General features: G+C 41.3%; 25 protein-coding genes. 7 read left to right on the top strand and 18 right to left on the bottom strand.

Annotated elements, in window-relative coordinates:
• Positions 1-113 precede the first annotated feature (113 nt).
• The 14 genes from glmU to asnC form a co-directional block, all read right to left on the bottom strand.
• Positions 114-1,484 (bottom strand): bifunctional UDP-N-acetylglucosamine diphosphorylase/glucosamine-1-phosphate N-acetyltransferase GlmU, encoded by a 1,371-nt coding sequence (gene glmU, locus SJ312_RS16420; RefSeq protein ID WP_094962007.1) that lies wholly within the window; start codon positions 1,482-1,484, stop codon positions 114-116.
• A gap of 126 nt (positions 1,485-1,610) precedes the next feature.
• Entirely contained in the window at positions 1,611-2,036 is a 426-nt protein-coding gene (locus SJ312_RS16415) for a F0F1 ATP synthase subunit epsilon (RefSeq protein WP_094962008.1), read from the bottom strand.
• A gap of 21 nt (positions 2,037-2,057) precedes the next feature.
• Positions 2,058-3,440: a F0F1 ATP synthase subunit beta gene (gene atpD / locus SJ312_RS16410; protein WP_004906293.1), complete on the bottom strand. Its 1,383-nt coding sequence runs from the start codon at positions 3,438-3,440 to the stop codon at positions 2,058-2,060.
• Between the two features lie 34 nt (positions 3,441-3,474).
• Positions 3,475-4,338 (bottom strand): F0F1 ATP synthase subunit gamma, encoded by an 864-nt coding sequence (atpG, locus tag SJ312_RS16405; protein ID WP_004906295.1) that lies wholly within the window; start codon positions 4,336-4,338, stop codon positions 3,475-3,477.
• Between the two features lie 51 nt (positions 4,339-4,389).
• Positions 4,390-5,931, bottom strand: coding sequence for a F0F1 ATP synthase subunit alpha (atpA, locus tag SJ312_RS16400; protein WP_004906297.1), 1,542 nt, complete (start codon positions 5,929-5,931; stop codon positions 4,390-4,392).
• A gap of 14 nt (positions 5,932-5,945) precedes the next feature.
• A complete protein-coding gene (gene atpH / locus SJ312_RS16395) occupies positions 5,946-6,479 on the bottom strand; it encodes a F0F1 ATP synthase subunit delta (RefSeq protein ID WP_004906300.1) in 534 nt (177 codons plus the stop codon).
• A gap of 12 nt (positions 6,480-6,491) precedes the next feature.
• Positions 6,492-6,962, bottom strand: a complete 471-nt coding sequence (gene atpF, locus SJ312_RS16390; protein WP_004906301.1) for a F0F1 ATP synthase subunit B — start codon at positions 6,960-6,962, stop codon at positions 6,492-6,494.
• Positions 6,963-7,020: 58 nt separating this feature from the next.
• Entirely contained in the window at positions 7,021-7,260 is a 240-nt protein-coding gene (gene atpE / locus SJ312_RS16385; protein ID WP_004093904.1) for a F0F1 ATP synthase subunit C, read from the bottom strand.
• A 48-nt stretch (positions 7,261-7,308) separates the two neighbouring features.
• Entirely contained in the window at positions 7,309-8,127 is an 819-nt protein-coding gene (atpB, locus tag SJ312_RS16380; RefSeq protein WP_004906316.1) for a F0F1 ATP synthase subunit A, read from the bottom strand.
• Between the two features lie 33 nt (positions 8,128-8,160).
• Positions 8,161-8,538, bottom strand: coding sequence for a F0F1 ATP synthase subunit I (gene atpI, locus SJ312_RS16375; protein WP_004906317.1), 378 nt, complete (start codon positions 8,536-8,538; stop codon positions 8,161-8,163).
• 601 nt (positions 8,539-9,139) lie between these two features.
• Positions 9,140-9,760: a 16S rRNA (guanine(527)-N(7))-methyltransferase RsmG gene (rsmG, locus tag SJ312_RS16370; protein WP_004906320.1), complete on the bottom strand. Its 621-nt coding sequence runs from the start codon at positions 9,758-9,760 to the stop codon at positions 9,140-9,142.
• Between the two features lies 1 nt (position 9,761).
• The gene (gene mnmG / locus SJ312_RS16365; RefSeq protein ID WP_110592755.1) at positions 9,762-11,651 is read right to left on the bottom strand and encodes a tRNA uridine-5-carboxymethylaminomethyl(34) synthesis enzyme MnmG; all 1,890 of its coding nucleotides are present in this window, start codon (positions 11,649-11,651) and stop codon (positions 9,762-9,764) included.
• Positions 11,652-12,028: 377 nt separating this feature from the next.
• Positions 12,029-12,469: an FMN-binding protein MioC gene (gene mioC, locus SJ312_RS16360; RefSeq protein WP_094962009.1), complete on the bottom strand. Its 441-nt coding sequence runs from the start codon at positions 12,467-12,469 to the stop codon at positions 12,029-12,031.
• A 91-nt stretch (positions 12,470-12,560) separates the two neighbouring features.
• Positions 12,561-13,022 (bottom strand): transcriptional regulator AsnC, encoded by a 462-nt coding sequence (gene asnC / locus SJ312_RS16355; RefSeq protein WP_004906326.1) that lies wholly within the window; start codon positions 13,020-13,022, stop codon positions 12,561-12,563.
• Between the two features lie 161 nt (positions 13,023-13,183).
• On the opposite strand from asnC, the gene asnA reads away from it, so the two are divergent.
• A complete protein-coding gene (gene asnA, locus SJ312_RS16350) occupies positions 13,184-14,176 on the top strand; it encodes an aspartate--ammonia ligase (protein WP_004906329.1) in 993 nt (330 codons plus the stop codon).
• Here asnA and viaA read toward each other — a convergent pair whose 3' ends face one another.
• Together viaA and ravA are read right to left on the bottom strand one after the other, a co-directional pair.
• Entirely contained in the window at positions 14,177-15,634 is a 1,458-nt protein-coding gene (gene viaA / locus SJ312_RS16345) for an ATPase RavA stimulator ViaA (protein ID WP_272574883.1), read from the bottom strand.
• Positions 15,635-15,636: 2 nt separating this feature from the next.
• Complete coding sequence (gene ravA, locus SJ312_RS16340; protein ID WP_096863683.1) at positions 15,637-17,154, bottom strand: ATPase RavA; 1,518 nt, start codon at positions 17,152-17,154, stop codon at positions 15,637-15,639.
• Positions 17,155-17,434: 280 nt separating this feature from the next.
• Here ravA and rbsD point away from each other — a divergent pair, with 280 nt between their 5' ends.
• From rbsD to rbsR, 6 genes are all read left to right on the top strand, one after another.
• Complete coding sequence (rbsD, locus tag SJ312_RS16335) at positions 17,435-17,854, top strand: D-ribose pyranase (protein ID WP_094962013.1); 420 nt, start codon at positions 17,435-17,437, stop codon at positions 17,852-17,854.
• A 7-nt stretch (positions 17,855-17,861) separates the two neighbouring features.
• Positions 17,862-19,376 carry a ribose ABC transporter ATP-binding protein RbsA gene (gene rbsA, locus SJ312_RS16330; protein WP_096863684.1) on the top strand — a complete coding sequence of 505 codons (1,515 nt, stop codon included), beginning with the start codon at positions 17,862-17,864 and terminating at the stop codon, positions 19,374-19,376.
• Positions 19,373-20,335 (top strand): ribose ABC transporter permease, encoded by a 963-nt coding sequence (gene rbsC, locus SJ312_RS16325; protein ID WP_319868092.1) that lies wholly within the window; start codon positions 19,373-19,375, stop codon positions 20,333-20,335. Before rbsA ends, rbsC begins: the two co-directional genes overlap by 4 nt.
• A gap of 18 nt (positions 20,336-20,353) precedes the next feature.
• Positions 20,354-21,244, top strand: coding sequence for a ribose ABC transporter substrate-binding protein RbsB (gene rbsB, locus SJ312_RS16320; RefSeq protein WP_004906343.1), 891 nt, complete (start codon positions 20,354-20,356; stop codon positions 21,242-21,244).
• Between the two features lie 80 nt (positions 21,245-21,324).
• Positions 21,325-22,254 (top strand): ribokinase, encoded by a 930-nt coding sequence (rbsK, locus tag SJ312_RS16315; RefSeq protein WP_004906346.1) that lies wholly within the window; start codon positions 21,325-21,327, stop codon positions 22,252-22,254.
• A 3-nt stretch (positions 22,255-22,257) separates the two neighbouring features.
• Complete coding sequence (rbsR, locus tag SJ312_RS16310) at positions 22,258-23,259, top strand: ribose operon transcriptional repressor RbsR (protein ID WP_164564183.1); 1,002 nt, start codon at positions 22,258-22,260, stop codon at positions 23,257-23,259.
• Here rbsR and mdtD read toward each other — a convergent pair.
• Together mdtD and SJ312_RS16300 are read right to left on the bottom strand one after the other, a co-directional pair.
• Positions 23,256-24,659 (bottom strand): multidrug transporter subunit MdtD, encoded by a 1,404-nt coding sequence (gene mdtD, locus SJ312_RS16305; protein WP_004906350.1) that lies wholly within the window; start codon positions 24,657-24,659, stop codon positions 23,256-23,258. The genes rbsR and mdtD overlap by 4 nt on opposite strands.
• A gap of 47 nt (positions 24,660-24,706) precedes the next feature.
• A complete protein-coding gene (locus tag SJ312_RS16300) occupies positions 24,707-25,405 on the bottom strand; it encodes a FadR/GntR family transcriptional regulator (protein WP_096863685.1) in 699 nt (232 codons plus the stop codon).
• Between the last annotated feature and the right edge of the window lie 217 nt (positions 25,406-25,622).

Raw genomic sequence — 25,622 nt, 5'->3', positions numbered from 1 at the left:
GTAGAAAATGGGGATATTATTTTTATATTGCTACCTTGAGTAGCTATTTTAATTTTCGCGATTAATTCGCATTTATAATAGGAGAGATATCGCTACCTCTCCTCAATATTTACTTATTTTTTCTTAACTGGACGTTGCCAGTTTTTAATATGCATTTGTTTTACACGGCTAACGACAAGTTCGTCTTCATTCACATCACGTGTAACCGTCGTGCCAGCGCCTATTGTTGCACCTTTGGCAACAGAAACTGGCGCAACTAACTGAGTATCAGACCCTACAAACACATCATCACCAATAATGGTTTTATGTTTATTGGCACCATCATAATTACAAGTGATGGTACCTGCGCCAATATTCACATTATCACCAATTTGGGCATCCCCGAGGTAACTTAAATGACCCGCTTTAGAACCTAAACCTAAAGAGGCATTTTTCATTTCGACGAAATTACCGACGTGTGCTTTGGCTGCTAATTTAGCACCTGGACGTAAACGCGCAAAAGGGCCAACTGTACATTCGGCTGACAATTCAGAGTTTTCTATCACTGAATATGGGCTGATAACCGAGTTATCACCAATCACACAGTCTTTTAATATACAGCCAGATTGAATATGTACGTTATTCCCTAATGTGACATTACCTTCAATAATCACGTTAGTATCAATAATAATATCGCGACCATGAGTCAGCGTTCCGCGCAAATCAAAACGTGCAGGGTCAATCAACATCACGCCGGCTAATAACAGTTTTTCCGCTTGTTCTTTCTGATAAACTCTTTCTAACGCCGCTAGTTGTAGGCGGTTATTCACGCCTTCCATCTCACTTAAATGTTTAGGATGAACGGTTGCAATTTTATTACCTTCTTTATGTGCTAATGCAATAATATCAGTAATATAATATTCGCCTTGTGCGTTATCGTTGTTCAGTTGTGCCAACCAACGTTTAAAATCTTTGCCACTAGCAACCATAATTCCTGTATTGATTTCTTGGATTTTACGTTGCTCTTCACTGGCATCTTTTTGCTCGATAATACCGACAACTTCATTATTTTCACGAATTATACGGCCATACCCTGTTGGGTTATCTAAGATAACCGTCAGTAAACCAATACCGCCTTGTGGTTTGACTTCAATCAGCCTGTCCAAGGTATCTTTAGCGATTAATGGCACGTCACCATAGAGCATGACAATATCTTCATCATCTTGGAAGCTAGGGGCAGCTTGTTGCATCGCATGGCCCGTACCGAGTTGCTCCGCCTGCAATACCCAATTGAGGTTTTGCTCACCCAGTTTTTCTTTCAGTAAATCACCGCCATGTCCGTATACCAGATGAATATCTGATGCACCAATGGATTTTGCTGTATCTATAACATGCTGAACCATTGGTTTGCCTGCAAGCAAATGCAAAACTTTAGGTAGCTCTGAATACATCCGTGTGCCTTTACCGGCAGCTAAAATCACGACACTTTTTCTTTGCACAGTCATTTTTCCTGAAACTCCAACTTAGGGATGAAAGTAAACCTATTTCCTTTATAAATTACTACATATTTCGCTCAAATAAAAAAGCCAGTTAGACTTAACCAACTGGCTTTTTTTACTATACCGCTATCATTACATTAGCTTTTTAGTTAACTCGATGACTCGAAGTTTCGCTATTGCTTTTGCAAGTTCTGCTGATGCCTGAGCATAATCAACATCGCCGTGAGCTTTACGGACGTGTTCTTCCGCTTTGCGTTTAGATTCCACTGCACGAGCTTCGTCTAAATCTTTACCACGGATCGCTGTATCAGCGAGTACGATAACACCATTTGGTTGTACTTCTAAAATACCGCCGGAGAGGTAAATTAGCTCTTCGTCACCAAACTGTTTGGTAATACGTACCATGCCCGGTTTTATGGCAGTCAGCAGCGGGGTATGCTGTGGGTAAATCCCCAGCTCACCTTCACTACCTGTCACCTGAATTTTCTGTACCATGCCTTCAAACATTTGTTTTTCAGCACTCACTACAGTCAGGTGGTATGTCATTGCAGCTACCATATCAACCTCCTGTCAGCTGGATTAAAGCTTTTTAGCTTTTTCCACAGCTTCTTCAATGGTACCAACCATATAGAACGCTTGTTCTGGCAGGTGGTCGTAATCACCGTTCAGGATCCCACTGAAGCCACGGATAGTGTCTTTCAGAGAAACGAACTTACCTGGTGAACCGGTAAATACTTCAGCAACGAAGAATGGTTGAGACAGGAAGCGCTGGATCTTACGAGCACGAGCAACAACCAGTTTGTCTTCTTCAGACAGTTCATCCATACCCAGGATTGCAATGATATCTTTCAGTTCTTGGTAACGTTGCAGAATAGACTGAACGCCACGAGCAACATCATAGTGCTCTTGACCAACAACCAGTGGGTCAAGTTGACGGCTAGTAGAATCCAGAGGGTCAACCGCAGGGTAAATACCCAGTGATGCGATTTGACGGCTCAGAACTACCGTTGCGTCTAAGTGAGCAAAGGTGGTTGCTGGTGATGGGTCAGTCAAGTCATCCGCAGGAACGTAAACCGCTTGAACGGAAGTGATAGAACCTGTTTGAGTTGAGGTAATACGTTCTTGCAGAACACCCATCTCTTCCGCCAGCGTTGGCTGATAACCTACCGCTGAAGGCATACGGCCTAACAGTGCTGATACTTCAGTACCTGCCAGTGTATAACGATAGATGTTGTCAACGAACAGCAGTACGTCACGACCTTCGTCACGGAATTTTTCAGCCATAGTCAGACCAGTCAACGCAACGCGCAGACGGTTTCCTGGTGGCTCGTTCATCTGGCCATAAACCAGTGATACTTTATCCAAAACGTTTGAGTCGGTCATTTCATGATAGAAGTCGTTCCCTTCACGAGTACGCTCACCAACACCTGCGAATACTGAGTAACCTGAGTGCTCAATCGCGATGTTACGGATCAGTTCCATCATGTTTACTGTTTTACCAACACCCGCACCACCGAACAGACCAACTTTACCACCTTTCGCGAATGGACAGATTAAGTCCATTACTTTGATACCGGTTTCCAGCAGTTCTGTTGAGTTAGCTAACTCTTCGTAGCTAGGTGCAGCACGGTGAATTGACCAGCGCTCTTCTTCGCCGATATCACCTTTCATATCAATAGGTTGACCCAGAACGTTCATGATACGTCCTAAAGTTGCTTTACCTACTGGTACTTCAATTGGGTGCTCTAAGTTTACAACTTCTAAACCACGGCTCAGGCCATCTGATGTACCCATTGCGATACAACGGACAACACCACCGCCTAACTGTTGCTGAACTTCCAACACCAGTTTTTCTTTACCGTTAACAACCTCAAGAGCGTCGTACACTTTTGGTACGTCATCTTGAGGGAACTCGACGTCCACAACGGCGCCGATTACCTGGATAATCTTTCCAGTAGCCATCTTGAATCCTCTACGTAATTCGTAAACCTAGCTGTTAAACCGCGGAAGCACCCGAAACGATTTCGGTAAGCTCCTGAGTAATGCTGGCCTGACGAGCTTTGTTGTAAACCAACTGTAACTCTTTGATCAGGTTTCCACCATTATCAGTAGCGGCTTTCATCGCTACCATTCGTGCGGCCTGCTCACTAGCCAGGTTTTCAACGACGCCCTGATAAACCTGCGACTCGATATAACGACGTAGCAGGGTATCCAGCAACGCCTTAGGATCGGGTTCGTAAATGTAATCCCAAGACTTCTTCTTCAGTGTTTCATCATCACTTGCAGGCAATGGTAACAATTGAAGAATAGTTGGCTCCTGAGACATTGTATTGATGAACTTATTCGTCACCACATACAGTTTATCCAAACGCCCTTCATCATAGGCTTGTAGCATAGTGTTAACTGGACCAATCAAGTCCGAAAGCGTTGGGTTATCCCCCATTCCGGTAACTTGAGTCACGACATTGCCGCCCACAGAACCGAAGAATGATACCGCTTTAGAACCGATTAAAGCCAAATCAACCTGAACGTTTTTCTCAGACCATAACTTCATATCTGCTAACAGTTTTTTGAACAAGTTAATGTTCAAGCCACCACACAGACCACGGTCTGTTGAAACAACCAGATACCCGACACGCTTAACTTCACGCTCTTCGAGATATGGATGTTTATATTCCAGATTACCTAACGCTAGGTGACCAATCACACTGCGCATGGTTTCTGCATAAGGACGGCTGGCCGCCATGCGTTCCTGCGTTTTACGCATTTTGGACGCAGCGACCATTTCCATCGCTTTAGTGATCTTTTGTGTATTTTGTACACTTCCGATCTTGGAACGTATCTCTTTTGCGCCGGCCATTTCTGCTTCTCCTTATTAACCAGACGGCCCTAAGAACTGGGCCGAATAGTATTACCAGGACTGAGTTGCTTTAAATGATTCGAGCAGTTTTTTCAACTTGCCTTCGATATCATCGTTATAGCTACCAGCCGGGCCAATTTCGTTCATAAGGTCAGCATGCTCGCGCTGTGCAAAAGAAACTAAAGCAGCTTCAAACGCACCAATTTTCGCTAACTCAACATCATCCAAGAACCCACGTTCTGCCGCGAACAGAGACAGTGCCTGCTCTGCTACTGACATAGGTGCATACTGTTTCTGTTTCAGCAGTTCAGTTACTTTCTGACCATGACTTAACTGTTTACGAGTCGCGTCATCGAGGTCGGAAGCAAACTGAGCAAACGCTGCCAGTTCACGATACTGAGCAAGTGCGGTACGGATACCACCAGACAGTTTCTTGATAATTTTAGTCTGAGCAGCACCACCAACACGAGATACTGAAATACCTGGGTTAACCGCTGGACGAATACCAGAGTTAAACAGGTTAGATTCCAGGAAGATCTGACCATCTGTAATCGAAATTACGTTTGTTGGTACGAATGCAGAAACGTCACCAGCTTGGGTTTCAATGATAGGCAGAGCTGTCAATGAACCTGTTTTGCCTTTAACTTCACCTTTAGTAAAGTTTTCTACGTATTCAGCGTTAACGCGAGCAGCACGCTCAAGTAAACGTGAGTGCAGATAGAAAACGTCACCTGGGTAAGCTTCACGTCCTGGTGGACGACGCAGCAACAGTGAGATTTGACGGTATGCCACAGCCTGTTTAGACAGGTCATCGTATACGATCAGTGCATCTTCACCGCGGTCACGGAAATATTCACCCATCGCGCAACCAGCATATGGTGCTAAGTATTGCAGAGCAGCTGATTCAGATGCTGTAGCAACAACAACGATAGTATTTTGCAGCGCGCCGTGCTCTTCCAGTTTACGAACTACGTTAGAAACGGTAGACGCTTTCTGGCCGATAGCCACGTACACACATTTGATGCCTGAGTCGCGTTGGTTGATGATTGCATCGATAGCCAAAGCAGTTTTACCTGTTTGACGGTCACCGATAACAAGCTCACGCTGACCACGACCGATTGGAATCATGGCATCGACTGATTTATAACCAGTTTGAACTGGTTGATCAACAGATTGACGGTCGATAACACCTGGAGCAATAACTTCTACAGGAGAGAAGCCATCGTTATCAACAGGACCTTTACCATCAATTGGTTGACCCAGTGTATTCACAACACGTCCTAGCAGGCCACGGCCTACTGGAACTTCAAGAATACGACCAGTACATTTAACTTTCATGCCTTCTGCCAAGTCGGCATAAGGACCCATGACGACCGCACCAACAGAGTCACGCTCTAAGTTCAGTGCGATAGCGTAACGGTTGCCAGGCAGCGCGATCATTTCACCCTGCATGACTTCGGCTAAACCGTGAATACGAATAATACCGTCATTAACGGATACAATCGTACCTTCATTGTGAGCTTCACTCACAACATCGAACTGAGCAATACGCTGTTTGATCAGTTCGCTGATTTCGGTGGAATTCAGTTGCATATGCTCCAGTCCCCTTAAGACTGCAAGACGTCAGTTAAACGCTCTAAGCGACCGCGGATACTCCCGTCAATAACGAGGTCTCCAGCACGAATGATCACTCCAGCAATAACAGACTTATCAATTTTGCAATTCAGCTTAACTTTGCGTGACAGACGTTTTTCCATCGCTGCAGAAATTTTAGCTGACTGCTGTTCACTCAGTTCGTTAGCAGAAATTACATCAACTTCAATGGTTGATTCCAGAGAATCACGCAATTGGATAAATTGCGTTAACACTTCTGGTAGCGTCGTTAAACGCCCGTTATCCGCCATAACACGAATCAGATTCTGAACATGCTCGTCAATTTCATCTCCACAAACAGAGATAAACGTTTTAGCTAATGTTTCTGGTGCAATAGAACCAGAAAGCAGCTCTCCAACCTGTTCATTGCGCGTCACCTCAGCGGTGAAGGCTAGCATTTCCTGCCATTTAGCAACAGCTTGGTTTTCCACAGCAAAGTCAAAAGCTGCTTTGGCGTAGGGGCGAGCTACAGTAGCAATTTCAGACATGCCCCTCCCTCCTTACAGTTCAGCGACTAGTTTATCAACGATGTCGCTGTTAGCAGCTTCATCCACGGAACGTTCGATGATCTTCTCGGCACCTGCGATAGCAAGCATCGCAACCTGTTTACGTAACTCTTCACGTGCACGTTTGCGCTCAGCATCAATTTCAGCTTGCGCTTGCGCGACGATTTTTGCACGTTCTGCTTCCGCTTCTGCTTTTGCTTCATCAATCATTTGAACGCGCTGTTTATTCGCTTGTTCAATGATGACTTGTGCTTCAGCTTTCGCTTTTTTCAGTCGGTCGGTTGCGTCGGTTTGCGCCAGTTCCAGGTTCTTTTTAGCACGTTCTGCGGAAGATAAACCGTCAGCAATTTCTTTTTGACGTTTTTCAATGGCCGCCATAATCGGTGGCCATACATACTTCATACAGAACCAAACAAACAGGACAAACGCGATAGCCTGGCCGAGGATTGTTGCATTTAGATTCACAGACAATACCTCATATTCATTAGTGAATTAATGTTCTTACAGTGTTCCGTAACGTTAATTAGGCAACAGCGAACATTACATACAAGCCCAGACCAACAGCAATCATCGGAATAGCATCGACCAGACCCATTACGATAAAGAACTGTGTACGCAGCAGAGGAATTAAATCTGGCTGACGAGCAGCACCTTCTAAAAATTTACCACCTAGGATGCCGATACCGATCGCAGCACCGATCGCCGCTAAGCCCATCATCACAGCGGCAGCCATGTACAGCAGATCCATACTCAGGTTTTCCATGACAGTCTCCAGTTTGTTTCAGTTAATACAATTATTGATAAAATTAAATTAGTGTTCTTCAGATGCCATCGACAGATAAACAACCGTCAGAACCATAAAAATAAAGGCTTGTAGCGTAATAATCAGTATGTGGAAGATAGCCCAAGGTAGGCTTAACAACCACTGTGACCACCACGGAAGCAGAGCCGCGATAAGAATAAAGATCAATTCACCTGCATACATGTTACCAAACAGTCGCAGACCGAGTGATACAGGTTTTGACAGCAGGCTTACCCCTTCAAGAATCAAGTTGACTGGAATGAAGACAGGATGGTTAAAAGGCTGCATTGTGAGCTCTTTTGTAAATCCGCCAATTCCTTTCATTTTGATGCTGTAGAAGAGGATTAGGATAAACACACCAATAGCCATCGATAATGTGACACTAACATCTGCGGTTGGTACTGCACGTAATGCAGGTAACCCGAGATAATGCTCAGCAATATACGGAAGGAAATCAATTGGGAGTAAATCCATTAGGTTCATTAAGAATACCCAGACGAACACAGTTAATGCTAAAGGAGCAATAACTTTGCTCTTGCCGTGATACATATCACGGACTGAGTTATCAACGAAACCAATGATCAGTTCTATTGCAGTCTGTAACTTACCGGGTACGCCACTAGTCGCATTGGCTGCAACTCTTCTAAATAGCCACAGGAACAGAGCCCCGAGAACTACCGAGAAAAAAAGCGAGTCAATGTTCAACGTCCAAAATGTTGGACTAGCGTGGGGATCGACCAACTTAAAGGTACTCAGGTCCAACTGAAGGTTTTTCAGATGGTGGCCTATGTAATCCTCTGTAGTCATCACTTCTCCTGATGCAGACATGATGCCTCTTACCCTTTTGTAGTTTAAAAATACTTACCGTTTAAAAACGGCTGGTGCAACAATCTGAACAATTAGCACCGCTAAATAGGTCAAACCCAGTGGTGTTAATGACGCTTTGAACACACCGAAAGCAACAACTAAGACAGCGATAGTTGTAACAACCTTTAGCCCTGCTCCTAATGCTAAGAACCAGGCAATGCGGACAGGTTCATCCTCTCCTTTTGCTTTCTGAAATTGTGCTAGCAGCATAAATACGATATTTGGTAACCAGCATGCTAACCCACCAGCAAGAGCAGAGGCCCCCCATTCTATACTATTTGCACAGAAAGCCCCACTGAGGATCACTAAAGTTATAAACTGAACAGACAACTGCTTTGCAGCGTGTTTGTTGTCATAAAGGGATACAGACATAACTTTTTGTTTACTCCCAGCTCTTCTCAGCCTCAGAAACGCTAAGTGTTGTATAAAACTGCCTTTGCGTAAATGTGTCAAGAGACAAAAACGTGCAAATTATACGGGCAGGCGAAATGAATTCAATCAGTAAGTAGCGAAAAGGTGAATAAATATTTAATTTTTTCGAGTTGGCGCAGAATTGTCGCTGTAATAATTAATAAATAGTTAATGAATTGCTGCATATATTCACATTAATGTGATAAATATCACATTTGACTTTATCCTCTTTATTTATTCTTTCAACTTTACTGACAACAAAAAATAGATTTAATCTGTAAATCAAACAATTAAAGAATTAGTTTTTTAAGTTAAATTTAAACGTGATAAATCAAATATTTCACTGTTAACTATTTACCTAGCTAAATCGATTAAGTAAAAATTGCCAATTAGCCAGCATTTTTTCTATCAACACTTTATTTTTGAAACTTATTCGTTATTTCCATGTAAATAACACGTGAAAAATAAGTATTTATTCTTTAGCTAAAAATAGAAATAGCCGGTGCTTTTTAACACACCGACTATCGCTCTAAAAGACAAAATATTTTGACAGAAAGCAACTTTATTTTATAGAAACTTTAACTAAATGGCGCTGCTCATCAAGTTCAGGTACTTCAAGCTCTGTAATAGATTCAATCACAAAACCTTCTGGTAGCACCATTTCATCATCACGAATGACACCTTTAAGTGCATAAAAGCGCCCTTCAGATGAAGGTAAATGATGGCACCAACCCAACATATCATTCAGTGAAGCAAATGCGCGGCTAATCACACCATCAAAACCATTTTCAATCCGATATTCTTCAACACGTGATTGAACAGGCTCAATATTAGTTAGCCCTAACTCATGTTGAACCTGTTTTAGAAAGCGTATGCGCTTCCCTAAGCTGTCCAATAAAACAAAATGGGAATCAGGTCGAACAATCGCTAAAGGAACACCAGGCAAACCAGGACCTGTTCCTACATCAATAAATTTTGTTCCGTTGAGTTGACCGTTCACCACTATGCTATCCATGATATGACGGATTAACATCTGCTGTGGGTCACGTACCGATGTCAGGTTATAGGCTTTATTCCATTTCGCTAATAACCCAACATAATCAACTAACTGCTGTTTTTGCTTTTCCGTTAAGTCGATATCGGTTTTTACTAGCAATTGATTAAGTTTTGATAATAAATCCACGTTAAGCGCTCCGGCGTAGCATGCCTTGTTTTTTCAGCCAAACAAGTAAAATAGAGATTGCAGCAGGCGTGATCCCTGAAATTCGCGATGCTTGACCAATAGATGTTGGTTTATGATCGTTTAGTTTCGCCATCACTTCGTTAGACAACCCTTTGACTTGTTTGTAATCAAGGTCAACAGGCAACAAGGTATTTTCATTACGCAGTTGTCTTTCAATTTCTTCTTTTTGACGAGCAATATACCCTTCGTATTTAACTTGGATTTCCACTTGATCCGCAGCTTGAGGATCATCAATACCCGGTGCAAAAAGGTTGAGTGAAGTTAACATCTTATACGTCATTTCTGGGCGACGGAGTAAATCTTCCCCATTTGCTTCTTTAGATAATGGAACGGTTAAAATTCCATCTATTTCTATGTGGTTATCCGATTTAGGATGAACCCAGATATCTTTTAAGCGCTGACGCTCTTTTTCAATCAATTCGACTTTGTTATTAAAATGCGCCCAGCGAACATCATCAACTAAACCTAACTCTCGGCCTTTTTCTGTCAGACGTAAATCTGCATTGTCTTCACGAAGCATCAAACGGTATTCAGCACGTGAGGTAAACATACGGTAAGGTTCTTTTGTCCCTAAAGTACAAAGGTCGTCAACGAGAACACCGATATAAGCTTGGTCACGACGAGGGAACCAACCTTCTAAACCAAAGGCATGTTGTGCAGCATTAAGCCCAGCTAGTAGCCCTTGGGCCCCTGCTTCTTCATAACCTGTTGTACCGTTAATTTGGCCAGCAAAAAATAAGCCATCAATAAATTTACTTTCAAGCGTTTGTTTTAGATCTCTAGGGTCAAAGAAATCATATTCAATAGCATAACCAGGACGAATGATCCTTGCATTTTCCATTCCTTTCATGGAATGAACAATTTGCATTTGAACATCAAATGGTAAGCTGGTGGATATCCCGTTAGGGTAAATTTCATTGCTTGTTAAGCCTTCTGGCTCTAAGAAGATCTGATGTGAGTCTTTATCGGCAAAACGCATAACTTTATCTTCGATCGAAGGGCAATAACGTGGGCCGATCCCTTCAATAACCCCTGCATACATAGGGCTACGATCCAAGTTATTTCTGATCACTTCATGGGTTTTTTCATTGGTATAGGTGATATGACAAGGCATCTGCTGTGGATGTTGATCTTGTGAACCTAAAAATGAAAATACCGGCATTGGATCATCACCTAGCTGTTGAGCTAACTGACTGAAATCAATAGTTCTTGCATCAATACGTGGTGGCGTTCCTGTTTTTAAACGATTAACACGTAAAGGCAATTCTCTCAAACGTTGAGAAAGTGAAATTGAAGGGGGATCACCTGCACGACCACCACTGTAATTTTCTAAACCTATATGAATTTTGCCATCAAGGAAAGTACCAACGGTTAATACCACAGCTTTGGCTTTAAATTTTAAGCCCATGCGAGTAATAGCCCCTGTAACTCGATTGTTTTCAACAATTAAGTCTTCTACAGGTTGTTGAAAAATCATCAAATTTGGCTGATTTTCTAAAGCCATTCTAACAGCTTGGCGATAAAGAACACGGTCAGCTTGTGCTCGGGTTGCACGAACTGCAGGCCCTTTGCTGGCATTTAATGTTCTAAATTGAATACCTGCTTTGTCTGTTGCTGTGGCCATTAGACCACCAAGGGCATCAATTTCTCTAACCAGATGCCCCTTACCGATCCCACCGATGGCTGGGTTGCAAGACATCTGGCCCAATGTATCAATATTGTGAGTCAGTAATAGGGTTTGACGCCCCATACGTGCAGCTGCCATTGCTGCTTCAGTACCGGCATGACCACCACCAATTACGATGACGTCAAATTGCTCTGGATAAAACATGTGTGGACCTTAAACGTTAGAAAATGCGGATTGTGCATTTGAGGAGAGAATTCTACTCAAGTTTGAGGAAGAGACCAAGCTTTAGGTTTCTCCCCTATATAATATAAAGATCTTTTTATTTAAAGATCTCTTTATTAGATCTTTTATTAGGATCACTCGTTTCTGTGGATAAGTGGATTTTCACTTTAAAGATCATGAAAGTGTAAAGGATCATATACTGTGAATGATCCGTGATCCATTTGCGTATAAGCTGGGATCAAAAAGGGTACTTATGCACAGGGCATGGGGAACCTAAAACTTATACTCTGGATAACTACGGGTTAATACCGGGATCTTCCCTGAGTTATCCACAGTTGATTGCTGTTATTTTAATCAAATTAGAGTTCGTTTGCCCAAATTTTAACCCATTCCCCTGCGGGATCTTCGGGTATTTCGTGTTGTTGGACATCAATTTCCAAACATTCACCGATCCTTTTAGCCCCTTGCTTGGTTAACAAGTCATCTATTTTATGGATCGCACCACAAAAAGTGTCATATTCAGAGCTACCGATCCCTACCGAGCCAAATTGAACTTGGCTTAGATCAGGAGCACTTTCTTCTATTGAATCAAAAAGAGGTTGAATATTTTCAGGGAGATCACCTGCACCATGTGTTGAGCTCACCACCAGCCATATGCCTTCAAGTGTTAAGTCATCAAGCTCCGGGCCATGTTGAATTTCGGTTTCATGACCGAGTTCTTCTAAAATCTCAGCCATGTGCTCGGCAACATACTCCGCACTGCCCATTGTACTGCCACTTATTAAGGTTACTTTTGTCATGGTGATTCTCTTTCACAATAATAGGGCGCTATTGTACGCTGTGAATGAGCTGGGATCTACCTGTGGATAATGTGGTTATATCATTTTTTTTCTACGGATTGATTGTTCGTAAGATCGGGTTTTGTAAGGAGATCAGTGTTTCTGTGGATTGTATCTCATCAATGGTTTGAATTTTGTTGATAAGTACGTCTTGTAAAGAATCGATAGAACGGCACATTACTTTAATAAAAATGCTGTATTGCCCTGTTGTATAGTACACCTCGACAACTTCTTCTAAGGCATCTAATTTTTTTAGTGCGGTTGGGTAATCTTTTGCACTTTTTAAAATAATGCCAATAAAGCAACAAACATCGAACCCTAATTGTTTTGGGTTTATATCAATACGTGTGCCTTTAATAATTCCTGCTTGTTTCATTTTTTCGACACGGACATGAATTGTCCCGGGGCTAACAGCGAATTTTTTGGCTAATTCAGCATACGGTATGCGTGCATTTGCCATTAATTCGTGAAGTATGTCACGATCGAGATTATCGATTTGATAATTTTCTGGCATTATTTCACCTCTATTTTAACGATTATTCATTTTTATACCTGTTTTTTTATTCAAAATAAACAGTAAAGGCTTTTTTTAATGATGGATATTGAATTTATACCTCATTTTGTTGCTTAATCTATACATCAGCTAATACAGCTAATAAATTATGGGAATAAATTATGGACAAGTCATTTATCGAACATCAGCAACAAATTAGTTTTGTGAAATCATATTTCTCACGTTTACTTGAAAAAGAATTAGGGTTAATTGAAGTTCAAGGGCCAATCCTAAGCCGCTTAGGGGATGGTACTCAAGACAACTTATCTGGCAGCGAAAAAGCCGTTCAAGTGAAAGTGAAATCAATTCCAGGTGCAACCTTTGAAGTGGTTCATTCTTTGGCTAAATGGAAACGTAAAACCTTAGGGCGTTTCGGTTTTAGTAAAGGCCAAGGTTTATACACTCATATGAAAGCGTTGCGTCCGGACGAGGATCGCTTAACCCCAATCCACTCCGTTTATGTTGATCAGTGGGATTGGGAAAAAGTGATGGCAGATGAGGAACGTACACTTCCTTATCTGAAGCAGACAGTGGGTAAAATCTATAAGGCAATAAAAGAAACAGAAGCTGCCGTAAGTAAAGAATTTGGGTTGGCACCGTTCCTGCCTGACCAAATCCACTTTATTCACAGTGAAGAGTTGTTACAGCGCTACCCTGATTTAGATGCGAAAGGGCGTGAACGCGCAATCGCAAAAGAATTAGGCGCAGTATTCTTAATTGGTATCGGTGGTAAGCTATCTAGCGGTGAATCACATGATGTTCGTGCGCCAGACTACGATGACTGGACAACAAAAAATGAAGACGGTTTTTGTGGTTTGAACGGCGACATCATTGTGTGGAACCCTGTTTTACAGGACGCATTTGAGCTTTCTTCAATGGGAATTCGCGTAAGTCCTGAGTGTTTAACTCGTCAATTAAGTTTAACTGGCGATGAAAAACGTATGGAATTAGAGTGGCACCAAGCGTTAGTGAAAGGTGAAATGCCACAAACTATCGGTGGTGGTATTGGCCAGTCTCGCTTAGTTATGCTACTTCTTCAACGCCAACACATTGGCCAAGTGCAATGTGGTGTATGGGGTGCTGAAATGCAAGAATCCGTTGAAGGTATGCTGTAATTAGCGGCTAAAGCGGCGTAACAGCCTGCTTTTTAACCCAGTATCAAAACGCCAAATATGGTCAAAGATCTTCATGATACTGGGTTTCCCATAATTTGATACAGATACCGCATGGAAGCGGTATTTACCTTTCTTCTGCATAGTCTTTATTTTCTGAATTAACTCATCCGGTAAACGCTGAGCAACAAAATCAGAAATCACCACGGCATCTGCATCAATCCACTGTTTTGATTCCAATTTTATTGCGGTTTCTTGCAAACAAGCCGCAAGGTCAGTCCCACCTTTAAATGTTTGATGTAAAAAACGAATACATTGCTCTAAGCCATCAATAGAAAGTAAATCGTAATGCACAATTTCTGTGGAAAATAACATCACATGGCATGAGCGATTATCCGCCAGCGCAATTTTCATTAGCGCGAGGCAAAATGCTTTGGCGCAGCGTTCATTTAAACCGCCCATCGAACCCGATGTATCAATACATACAACAAATGGTCCTCTTGGCTGTTCTTCATTATGGTGGTGGGTAATAGGGCGCAGAACTTTTCTTTCTTGCCAGCTATCTCCTTGTAACCGATAAGTTAGAAGCTGTTTTTCGAGTAATTTTCGATAGAACTCAAATTCAATATCTTCAAGGCCTAACATAGCGAGTTCTGCAGGTAATAACCGTAAAATATCATCACTCTGATTTAAGCCATTAACTTGCTCAGGAACCGTTTCTGGCACTTTTTCCATGATAGCCATTGGTTCAAGAAAAACACTATCATCAGGAATGGATTGAGCGGATTGGCTACGGCCTAATAATTGGGCTATTTTTTCTAATTCAGGCTGCTGACGTAAAAATTCACTGTATCGGCTTAATAATTGGTCATTATAAGCGGAAGTCATGTTCACACCTTTGGTTAAATCCCACAGCCGGCCAGCAGCACGATCATTTTCGCCAAGAATATCTTCTAAATTACCACTTAGAGCCAGTCGGCGTTGTAATTCTGCCAATAATTGTTCTTTTTCCTGTTCTAGTAGCTCTTTATGTAGTGTTGTAACTTGTAAAATTAAGCTAATACGCCATCTTTGAACAAATAATGATTGTCTTGCACTGCGGTTCTCTATTTTCCCACTCTGTAGCTGATATGCCTCACGGTAAAAAGGGGAATCCAGTTGGTGAAGTTTTGCGATGACATTAGGTAATCGGATAAAAAAGGCATCTGTCGAAATCCCAAGGGACTGACGATAAAGTTCAAATTCTTCTGAAAGTTGTGCGGGAACAAGCGCATCTTGCATACGCTGTTTGAGATCCTTTTTCCAACCCGATAAATCTTTGAGTAAAGCTTTTTTTAATCGAGGATGTTTTTCAAAAAATACCGCTAATTGAGGAGTTGCTAGCAAAGATATAATTATCTCTTCAATTAATTGGCCTTCATTAACCGAAAGCAGCATTTCTAATGTGGCTAAACTCATCATCGCTATTCGGCCACTTTACCCGTGATTTGGTTACGTAATTGGTTTAGCTTTTCAGTGAGCTTTATAAAACTTTGTTCAATATCCGCAAGCCAGTGTGGTTCAATAAATAAGTTGGGCTGCTGTTTTTCAAACTGATAGCGCGCGGCTTGAATCTCACCTTGAATTTTATCTAGCTTGTCTAGCCACTCTTGGTTATTTGTATTTGGCGCAAGTGACGAGGTTTTATCTTGAATATATAAAGTAGATGATTGATGACTTACATCTAATAACTGTATCTGGTTTAAATTATTTACCTCAGCAGCAATGTCTTGCGCAAAACCAATCCCATTTAGATGAGCGGACAGTGTCGTTCCTTTATTTAAGAAGGTTATTAGTGACTTTTTATCAGTTGTTACAAAGGTAACTTTCATATTATGCAGTTGAAGTGGACGATGTAAAAACAGGGTAATTCGACCGTCACTGATATTTTCGGGCAATACGTAAGACGCTTTACGAGCAAACATCGCATTGTTTTTATTGACTTTAAATGCATCTTGGTTGTTTTGGTCTTGGGTCGATGACATCCATTGCTGATAAATTTGCTCTATTTCGCGAGTTAACTTTCTCTGTTGCCAGCCATCTTCTTGTAATAATGACTGCAATAGTTGCGGTAAAGTATTCATCGATTGCATGTCATGCCACAGACAATCCTTTAATAACACAAGATCTAGAGGAGATACGCTGTTGCGACCATTAAAGAAAGCACTTGCTTGTAATAGGTAAACTGCTTTTTTCCAGCGCCTATCGGAAACATAAAGTTGTTTATCTGTAGCATCTAACTGCTGGCGTAATTGGTAAATAAGTTCAAAACAGTGATCGGGTAGCGTAATTTTAGGAATTTCTTGTTGCCACTGTTGGTACTCTTCATCACTGATTTTTAAATGCTCTGGCATTTGAGATTCATTCAGCGATGATTTTCCTGTTAACAGTGCGCGAAAATTTTGTTTCTCTTGTACTTTATCCAACCAAATACGTACTAGCATTCTGTCAAATAGCGCCTCGAGGCTATTATCTGCATCGGGTAATTCATTTGATGCAGTTACTAATAACCGCATAGGGATGGATTTTTCTTCATCACCATTACGGAACTTGCGCTCATTTACCGCCGTTAATAAGGTATTTAAAATGGCTGGGCCCGCTTTCCATATTTCATCAAGAAATACGACTTCAGCGTCTGGTAAATAACCTTTGGTTAAACGTTCATATCGTCCTTCATCTTTTAGCGCCTGTATTGAAAGAGGACCAAAGATTTCTTCCGGTGTTGAAAATCGCGTCATTAAGTATTCAAAAGCGTTTGCGTGACGAAAAGCATATTTCATTCTTCGTGCAATTAAGCTTTTGGCAATACCTGGAGGGCCTAATAGAAATACGCTTTCACCGCTTAATGTGGCTAATAAGCACAAACGAATAGCTTGCTGGCGTTCATATAAACCGCTTTCAAGGTAATTGCTTAATTGGGCTATTCGTTCAGCAAGCTGCATATTCATTCCTTTTATTGTAGAAGCGTTGATATTAAAACTATCAATTTCTTTTATTACATACTGCGACCTATTTTTCCATTTTTCTTTGATATGCTCCAAGAAATTAGAAAAAACGATTCAGCTATAAGTGATTCAATAAGTTATTGTTTTTAAACTTTCTCAACACGAACGAAACGTTTCGATATTGATCACAAATATTAATCATCAATATTGAGTTGTGACTTATCTTTACTATTATTACATGAGCGAAACGTTTCGCTTACTGGAATGGCGGTGAAAAATGAAAAAGGGTGTTTTACTTAATGCCAACGTTACCTCTGTAATCGCAAGATTAGGTCATACAGACCAAATAACGCTTGCTGATGCAGGTTTACCCATTTATCAAGGAACGGAACGTATTGATTTAGCCATTACGCAAGGTTTACCAGATTTCATGTCAGTTTTAAGTGTCATCACCCAAGAGATGCAAGTTGAAAAAGCCATTCTAGCAGAGGAAATCAGCACCATTAACCCACAAATGGAAGCCGCTATTTTGGCTCATTTACAACAGTTAGAAGTCACTCAAAACAATACGATTGAAATTATTTATTGCAGTCATGAACGTTTTAAACAACTCACTCATGACAGTAAAGCAGTGATCCGAACAGGGGAATGTTCACCGTTCGCTAACGTTATTCTTTGTTCTGGTGTGACTTTCTGAGGTGACTATGCAACCTTTATTAGAACTTATCGGGATTGATAAATCATTTCCAGGGGTAAAAGCCCTCAGTGGTGCGACATTGAATGTCTATCCAGGGAAAGTCATGGCGCTGGTGGGGGAAAATGGGGCTGGCAAATCAACCATGATGAAAGTGCTGACAGGTATTTATAAAAAAGATGCCGGGCAAATCCGCTATTTAGGCAAAGAAGTGGCGTTTAATGGGCCCAAAAGTTCCCAAGAGGCGGGTATTGGGATTATCCACCAAGAACTCAACCTGATCCCTGAATTAACCATCGCTGAAAATATTTTTCTAGGCCGAGAGTATGTTAATGCATTTGGCAAAATTAACTGGAAAAAAATGTTCAGTGAGTCTGACAAACTGCTTAAACGGCTTAACCTTGATTATGATAGCCATCAAACTATTGCAGAGCTTTCTATCGGCGAACAACAAATGGTCGAAATCGCCAAAGTCCTTAGCTTCCAATCACAAGTGATTATCATGGATGAACCCACTGATGCGCTAACGGACACGGAAACAGAATCCTTATTTAGAGTTATCGAAGACTTAAAAGCTCAAGGCTGTGGCATTGTTTATATTTCTCATCGTTTAAAAGAAATTTTTGAAATTTGCGACGATGTAACGGTGTTTCGCGATGGCCAGTTTATTGGTGAGAAACCCGTGAGTGAATTAGAAGAAGAAAAACTCATTGAAATGATGGTTGGTCGTAAACTTGAAGACCAATATCCAAGGGTTGAGGTAGAAACTGGAAAAATTAGGCTGCAGCTTGAAGATGTATCTGGACCTGGTGTAACAAATGCCAATTTCACCCTAAAGAGTGGGGAAATTTTAGGTGTATCTGGTTTGATGGGCGCGGGGCGTACAGAGTTGATGAAAATCATCTACGGCGCGGCGACAAAAAAATCAGGTACGATAAAACTGGAAGGCAAACCCGTAACACTGAAAACACCACAAGATGGCTTAAACAGTGGCATTGTTTATATTTCAGAAGACCGTAAACGTGATGGATTAGTATTAGGCATGTCAGTGAAAGAAAATATGTCATTGACGGCATTACGTTATTTTAGTCGTGCGGGGGGAAGTCTCAAGCATGGTGAAGAGCAGCAAACCGTTAGCGATTTCATTCGGTTATTCAATATTAAAACCCCGTCTATGGACCAAATAATTGGCAACCTTTCTGGTGGTAACCAGCAAAAAGTGGCCATTGCGCGCGGTTTGATGACAAGACCAAAAGTACTGATCCTCGATGAGCCAACTCGTGGTGTAGACGTTGGTGCTAAAAAAGAAATTTATCAACTAATTAACCAGTTTAAAAAAGAAGGGCTGAGTATCATTTTAGTTTCTTCAGAAATGCCTGAAGTAATAGGAATGAGTGACCGCATTTTGGTGATGCACGAAGGTCATATCAGCGGCGAATTTTCAGCCAAAGACGCGACTCAGGAAGCCTTAATGGCTGCCGCAGTGGGTAAAAATTATGGCTCAGTTCAGGAGTTATCAGTATGAGTTCAACTACCGCATCATCAAAACGCTGGTTCAGCAAAGCATGGCTGATGGAGCAAAAATCATTAATCGCACTATTAGTTTTGATTGCAATCGTATCAACATTAAGCCCGAATTTTTTTACGGTTAATAACCTATTCAATATCTTACAACAAACCTCCGTCAACGCCATTATGGCGGTTGGGATGACATTAGTTATCTTAACGTCAGGAATCGACCTTTCTGTTGGGTCCTTATTGGCCTTAACGGGAGCGGTTGCAGCCTCCATGGTCGGGGCGGAAGTTAACGCATTAGTGGCTGTTGCGGGAGCACTAGCACTTGGTGCTGCTATCGGTGCATGTACAGGAGTGATTGTTGCAAAAGGAAAAGTCCAAGCTTTCATTGCGACTTTAGTCATGATGCTACTACTGCGTGGTGTGACACGAGTTTATACAGACGGCAGCCCTATCAATACAGGATTTAGTGATAACGCAGATTTATTCGGTTGGTTTGGTATTGGCCGTCCATTTGGTATTCCAACTCCAGTCTGGTTAATGATCATCGTTTTTGCTGCTGCGTGGTATATGTTGCATCATACTCGCCTTGGTCTTTACATCTACGCACTTGGTGGGAATGAAGCGGCTACCCGTCTTTCTGGTATTAATGTTGACCGTATTAAAATAGTGGTTTATGCCTTATGTGGACTGCTAGCGGCATTGGCGAGTGTCATTGAAGTTGCACGTTTATCATCAGCTCAGCCAATGGCAGGTAATGGGTATGAACTTGATGCTATCGCTGCGGTTGTACTTGGTGGTACCAGCCTTGCTGGTGGTAAGGGGCGTATCGTCGGAACATTGATTGGTGCGCTTATCCTTGGTTTCTTAAACAATGGATTAAACTTATTAGGTATTTCGTCAAACTACCAGATGATTGTTAAAGCTGTCGTCATCTTACTCGCTGTACTTGTTGATAATAAAAAGTAACCCTACAGGAAAATTATTATGAAACTGAACAAACTAGCAACGTTATTATCTGCAGTTGCACTGAGTGCAACCGTTAGTGTCAATGCGATGGCGAAAGATAGCATTGCACTCGTAATTTCTACATTGAATAACCCGTTCTTTGTGACGATGAAAGATAGCGCACAAAAAGAAGCGGATAAATTGGGTTATGAGCTGATTGTTTTAGATTCCCAAGATAATCCAGCTAAAGAATTAGCCAACGTTCAAGATTTAACCGTTCGTGGTACAAAATTAATGTTAATTAACCCAACGGATTCAGATGCGGTGGGTAACTCAATATTAATGGCTAATAAAGCAAATATACCTGTCATCACTTTGGATAGAGCAGCTAACAAAGGTGAAGTTGTCAGCCATGTGGCATCAGATAACCGCATGGGCGGGAAAATGGCTGCCGACTATATTGCACAAAAAACAGGCAATGAAGCGAAAGTGATTCAATTAGAAGGTATTTCAGGTACATCAGCAGCGCGTGAGCGCGGTGAAGGTTTTAGTACTGGAGCAAAAGAGCACAAATTCAATTTACTGGCGAGCCAACCTGCTGATTTCGATAGAACAAAAGGCTTGAACGTAATGCAAAACTTGTTAACGGCACATCCCGCTGTTCAAGCGGTATTTGCTCAAAATGATGAAATGGCATTAGGGGCATTAAGAGCTTTACAAACCGCAGGCCGTACTGATGTTCTGGTTGTCGGTTTTGATGGAACAAATGATGGTATCAAAGCTGTTGAAGGTGGAAAATTAGGTGCAACTATTGCACAGCGCCCAGACCAAATTGGGATTGTTGGTGTTCAGATTGCAGATAAAGTCTTAAAAGGCGAAAAAGTGGATTCAACGGTTCCGGTTGAATTAGAATTAGTGGTAAAACAATAAGATAAAAACCGCCGCGGCATACTGCGGCGGTTTATTTTAGTTTGCAATTCATTGGGTCATCAAAAAAGGAAATAAACGTTATGGGTACAGCAAAACTGGTGGTTCTCGGTAGTATCAATGCGGATCATATATTAAATGTTAAGCATTTCCCTCAGCCGGGTGAAACCGTTAGAGGCGATCATTACCAAGTTGCATTTGGCGGGAAAGGCGCCAACCAAGCTGTTGCAGCAGGTCGCAGTGGTGCTGACATAACGTTTATTGCTTGTGTTGGTGATGACGATATTGGTGTGAGTATAAAAAAACAGTTATCTCTCGATAATATTAAAACTGAATGTATTGATGCAATTGAAGGTGAAACGACAGGTGTCGCCCTCATTTATGTGAATCAACAAGGGGAAAATACAATTGGCATCAATGCAGGTGCAAATGCGCAACTAACCAAGGCAAGGTTAGCTCATTATCAGCAAAAAATTGTGGAAGCGGACGCGGTATTGATGCAACTGGAATCCCCCATTGAAACAGTACAAATGGCCGCTGAAATAGCTAAGAAAAACAATACGAAAGTCATTTTGAACCCTGCACCTGCTCAATCATTACCTGATTCATTATTATCATTAGTTGATATCATCACACCAAATGAAACAGAAGCTGAACACTTAACAGGTATTGCGGTTAATGATAATCAAGGTGCTCAGGATGCAGCTGAAGCCTTACATCAAAAAGGTATTAGTAAAGTGATGATAACACTTGGTTCTCGAGGTGTTTGGTATAGTGAAAAAGGTGCAGAAGGTAAAATAATTTCTGCATTTCGCGTAAAAGCAGTGGATACTATTGCCGCAGGTGATACATTCAATGGGGCTTACGTTACTGCACTGCTTGAAGGTAAGGCTGACGAAGAAGCGATTATTTTTGCTCATGCGGCGGCGGCGATAGCTGTGACTCGCCCAGGAGCTCAACCGTCTGTTCCATGGCGTAAAGAAATTGACCAGTTTTTGACTCAACAGGATTAACTTGTGGCAACAATGAAAGATGTGGCACGCCTTGCGGGGGTGTCGACATCCACCGTCTCTCACGTTATTAATCAAAATCGCTATGTCAGCGAGAGCATTACCACTCGCGTTAAAAATGCGATTGAAGAGTTAAACTATGCCCCTTCTGCGTTAGCGCGTAGTTTAAAAATGAATCGTACTAATACGATTGGGATGTTACTGACAACAAGTAATAACCCATTCTACGCAGAAGTAGTGCGGGGGGTAGAGCGGAGTTGTTACGAACGCGGTTATAGTTTGATTTTGTGCAACACTGAAGGTGACCTTCAGCGGATGAATCATAGTTTAGAAACGTTGCTACAAAAGCGTGTTGATGGGCTATTGATTATGTGCACAGAAGTTCAAGGGCCATCAAAAAATGTTTTGGCTCGTTACCCCGCTGTGCCAACGGTTATGATGGACTGGTCACCATTCGAATCAGATGGCGATATCATTCAAGATAACTCTTTTCTTGGTGGGGAAATAGCCACTCGTTACCTTATTGAATCTGGTTTTACCCGTATTGCATGTATTGCAGGACCACAAGACAAATCACCAGCAAGGGCACGCCATCAAGGTTTTATTCAAGCCATGACAGATGGCGGCATTAATATTTATGATGATTATATCATTTTCAGTGATTTTGAATTTGCTGGTGGGTTTGAGTCTATGAATAAACTGCTTAGCTTACCTGTCCCTCCCGAGGCTATTTTTGCCGGTAATGATGCGATGGCGGTGGGAGCTTATCAAGCGATATACCAAAAGGGCTTGAAAGTACCTGATGATATTTCAATTATTGGTTATGATGATATCGATCTTTCACCTTATATGATCCCACCACTAACAACAATTCATCAGCCAAAAGATAAGTTAGGCCAACAGGCTGTTGACCAACTTATTTATCGTATGGATAACCCAGAGGCAAAGGCGAGCGTTTTGGTTCTTACCCCTGAGCTAATTGAGCGCCAATCGGTTAAAAAATATTAATTCTTCGCTTTTTTGGTTTTGTTTTTTATTAAATTATCACCGTCTGTCTTACTTAATAATAAGAAGACAAAAGCTGAGATAAGCGTAATGACACCAACGGTAATAAAAGTGTAGTGAAAATTATCGACCGTATTGCTATTAGGTTGTCCACCATAGAAGTTTAAGATTGCAGCACTGACTGCAATACCGAAGCTTATCGATAGTTGCTGAGTCACCGCTAACATACTATTTCCCGCACTTGCATTATTGTCTGTTAAATCAGCCAAGCAAATAGTATTCATTGCGGTGAACTGCACTGACATTACCATTCCTAAAATGAATAAAGGTACGATTAACAGGTAAATCGACATACTTGGTGATTGTAAGGAAAACTGTGCGATCATTAATCCAATAATAATGGTGATAACAAATAATGTATTACGGTAGCCATACTTAGTTAGGACCCGAGTAACTCCCGATTTAGCAGTGATTGACCCTATTGCTAGTGGTGCCATCATCATTCCTGCCACAACGGCTTCGTAACCAAAACCCACCTGCAACATTAATGGCATTAAAAATGGAATACTGCCTGTTCCTAAGCGTGTCGCGATATTACCACTGATCCCAATAGAAAATGTACGCGTTTTAAATAAATTCAATGGGATTATTGCGTGCTTAGTGCGTCTTGCATGGAAAATATAAACAAATAAGAAGAGAAAGCCGACTAAGACAATAGTGACTGGAATCGATGTTGAAAGAGATTTATCACTGAATAAGTCTAAGCTGACAGATAGCATGACTAAGCCGGAACCAAACAATAAGAACCCTAAAGTATCAAATTTACGTTTTGGCATTTTAAAGTCAGGCATATGTTTTAAGGCATAAAAAATACCTAAAACACCAATAGGAATATTAATGATAAATATCCAATGCCAAGTTGCATAGGTTACTAAGATACCACCTAATAGAGGCCCCAATATTGGCCCAACTAAACCAGGGATGGTGACGAAATTTAAGATAGGTAATAACTCACTTCGAGGGTAAGCCCTTATTAAGGCTAAGCGGGCGACTGGCATCATCATTGCCCCACCAATTCCTTGAATAACCCTAGAGGTCACTAAGAAATTTAAGGAAGGCGAAAGGGCACAAAGTAATGAACCAAGAGAAAATAAAGAAACCGCTAAAATAAATATACGTCTTGTACCAAATCTATCTGCAAACCAGCCGCTAACAGGAATCAATAGAGCAACAGTAAGCGTATAACTGACTACGGCTGATTGCATCGCAAGCGGCGAGTGATCAAGGCTTCTTGCAATATCAGGTAAAGCCGTATTCAAAATTGTGGCATCAAGCGCTTGCATGAAAAAGGCCATTGCCGCAATCCATGGAAGGCCAGACATATTTTTCGCTGTTTTGAACATCAGTTACCTATACAAATAAATGAAAGCTTTAATGGAATATTGTTTTGTTAGTCTTGCTTTTGGGTAATCGTTAGTAAGTTATAGCAAAGGTCGAGTGCTACTGTACTTTTACCATGAATAATTGCATTGGCAAGTTGTTGATGAATTTCGACCTCTATAACCTCATTATTAGTAATGACATCAAAGTAACGCAGATAAATAGAACGGAATAAATTAGCAAAAGAAATTAAGAAAGGATTGGCACAAGCTTTGTAAATAGTTAAATGGAAATGATAATCAACTTTCACCCAATGCGCTCTGTCAAATTCTTTGGCTAGTAATTGCATTTCACTTGCTAACAGTTGTAATGATTGCTTTTGTTCTTTTGTTGCATGTATAGCTGCAAGATAACAAGCTTGAGGTTCTATCGCTAGTCTAACCATTTTAAAGTGTTCCATCACGACAGATTGCTCTTCGATATTGGACCACCATGTTAAGAGATCTTGGTCTAAAAAATTCCAATTTGAGGGAGGCATAACCCGGGTACCTATTTTGGGGCGAGCTAATACCATACCTTTTGCAGCTAATATTTTTATTGCTTCTCTTATTGCTGTTCGACTTGCTTGGAATTGTTCTGATAATTCTAATTCGCTGGGTAAAATGGAATCAGGTAAATAGGCGCTGGTTAAAATCAACTGGCCAAGATTTTCTGCAATAATATAAGAGCGATTTTTTTGTGAGGCTGTTTGTTGCTTACTTAATTCCATAATTCATCTCAAAGCATAATTCTTAGATGCATATATTACGTGAGTAGATGTGTGATTGCTGCTTAAATAGTCAACATATAGACCTAATTTAACTTATAAATATGTTTTTGGCTAAAAAAAACACGAACAAAATAAAAACGCAAAAAAACACTTGCGAGAATTTTTCGACTCCCTATAATGCGCATCCGTTGTCACGACAAACCGGTTAGAAGAAAGC

This window comes from Providencia sp. CIM-Carb-044, assembly GCF_033901115.1.
In the GTDB taxonomy this organism is placed as follows: Bacteria; Pseudomonadota; Gammaproteobacteria; order Enterobacterales; family Enterobacteriaceae; genus Providencia; species Providencia hangzhouensis.
The sequence above is the reverse complement of the archived record's forward strand: the minus strand, read 5'-3'. Positions and strand labels throughout refer to the sequence as shown.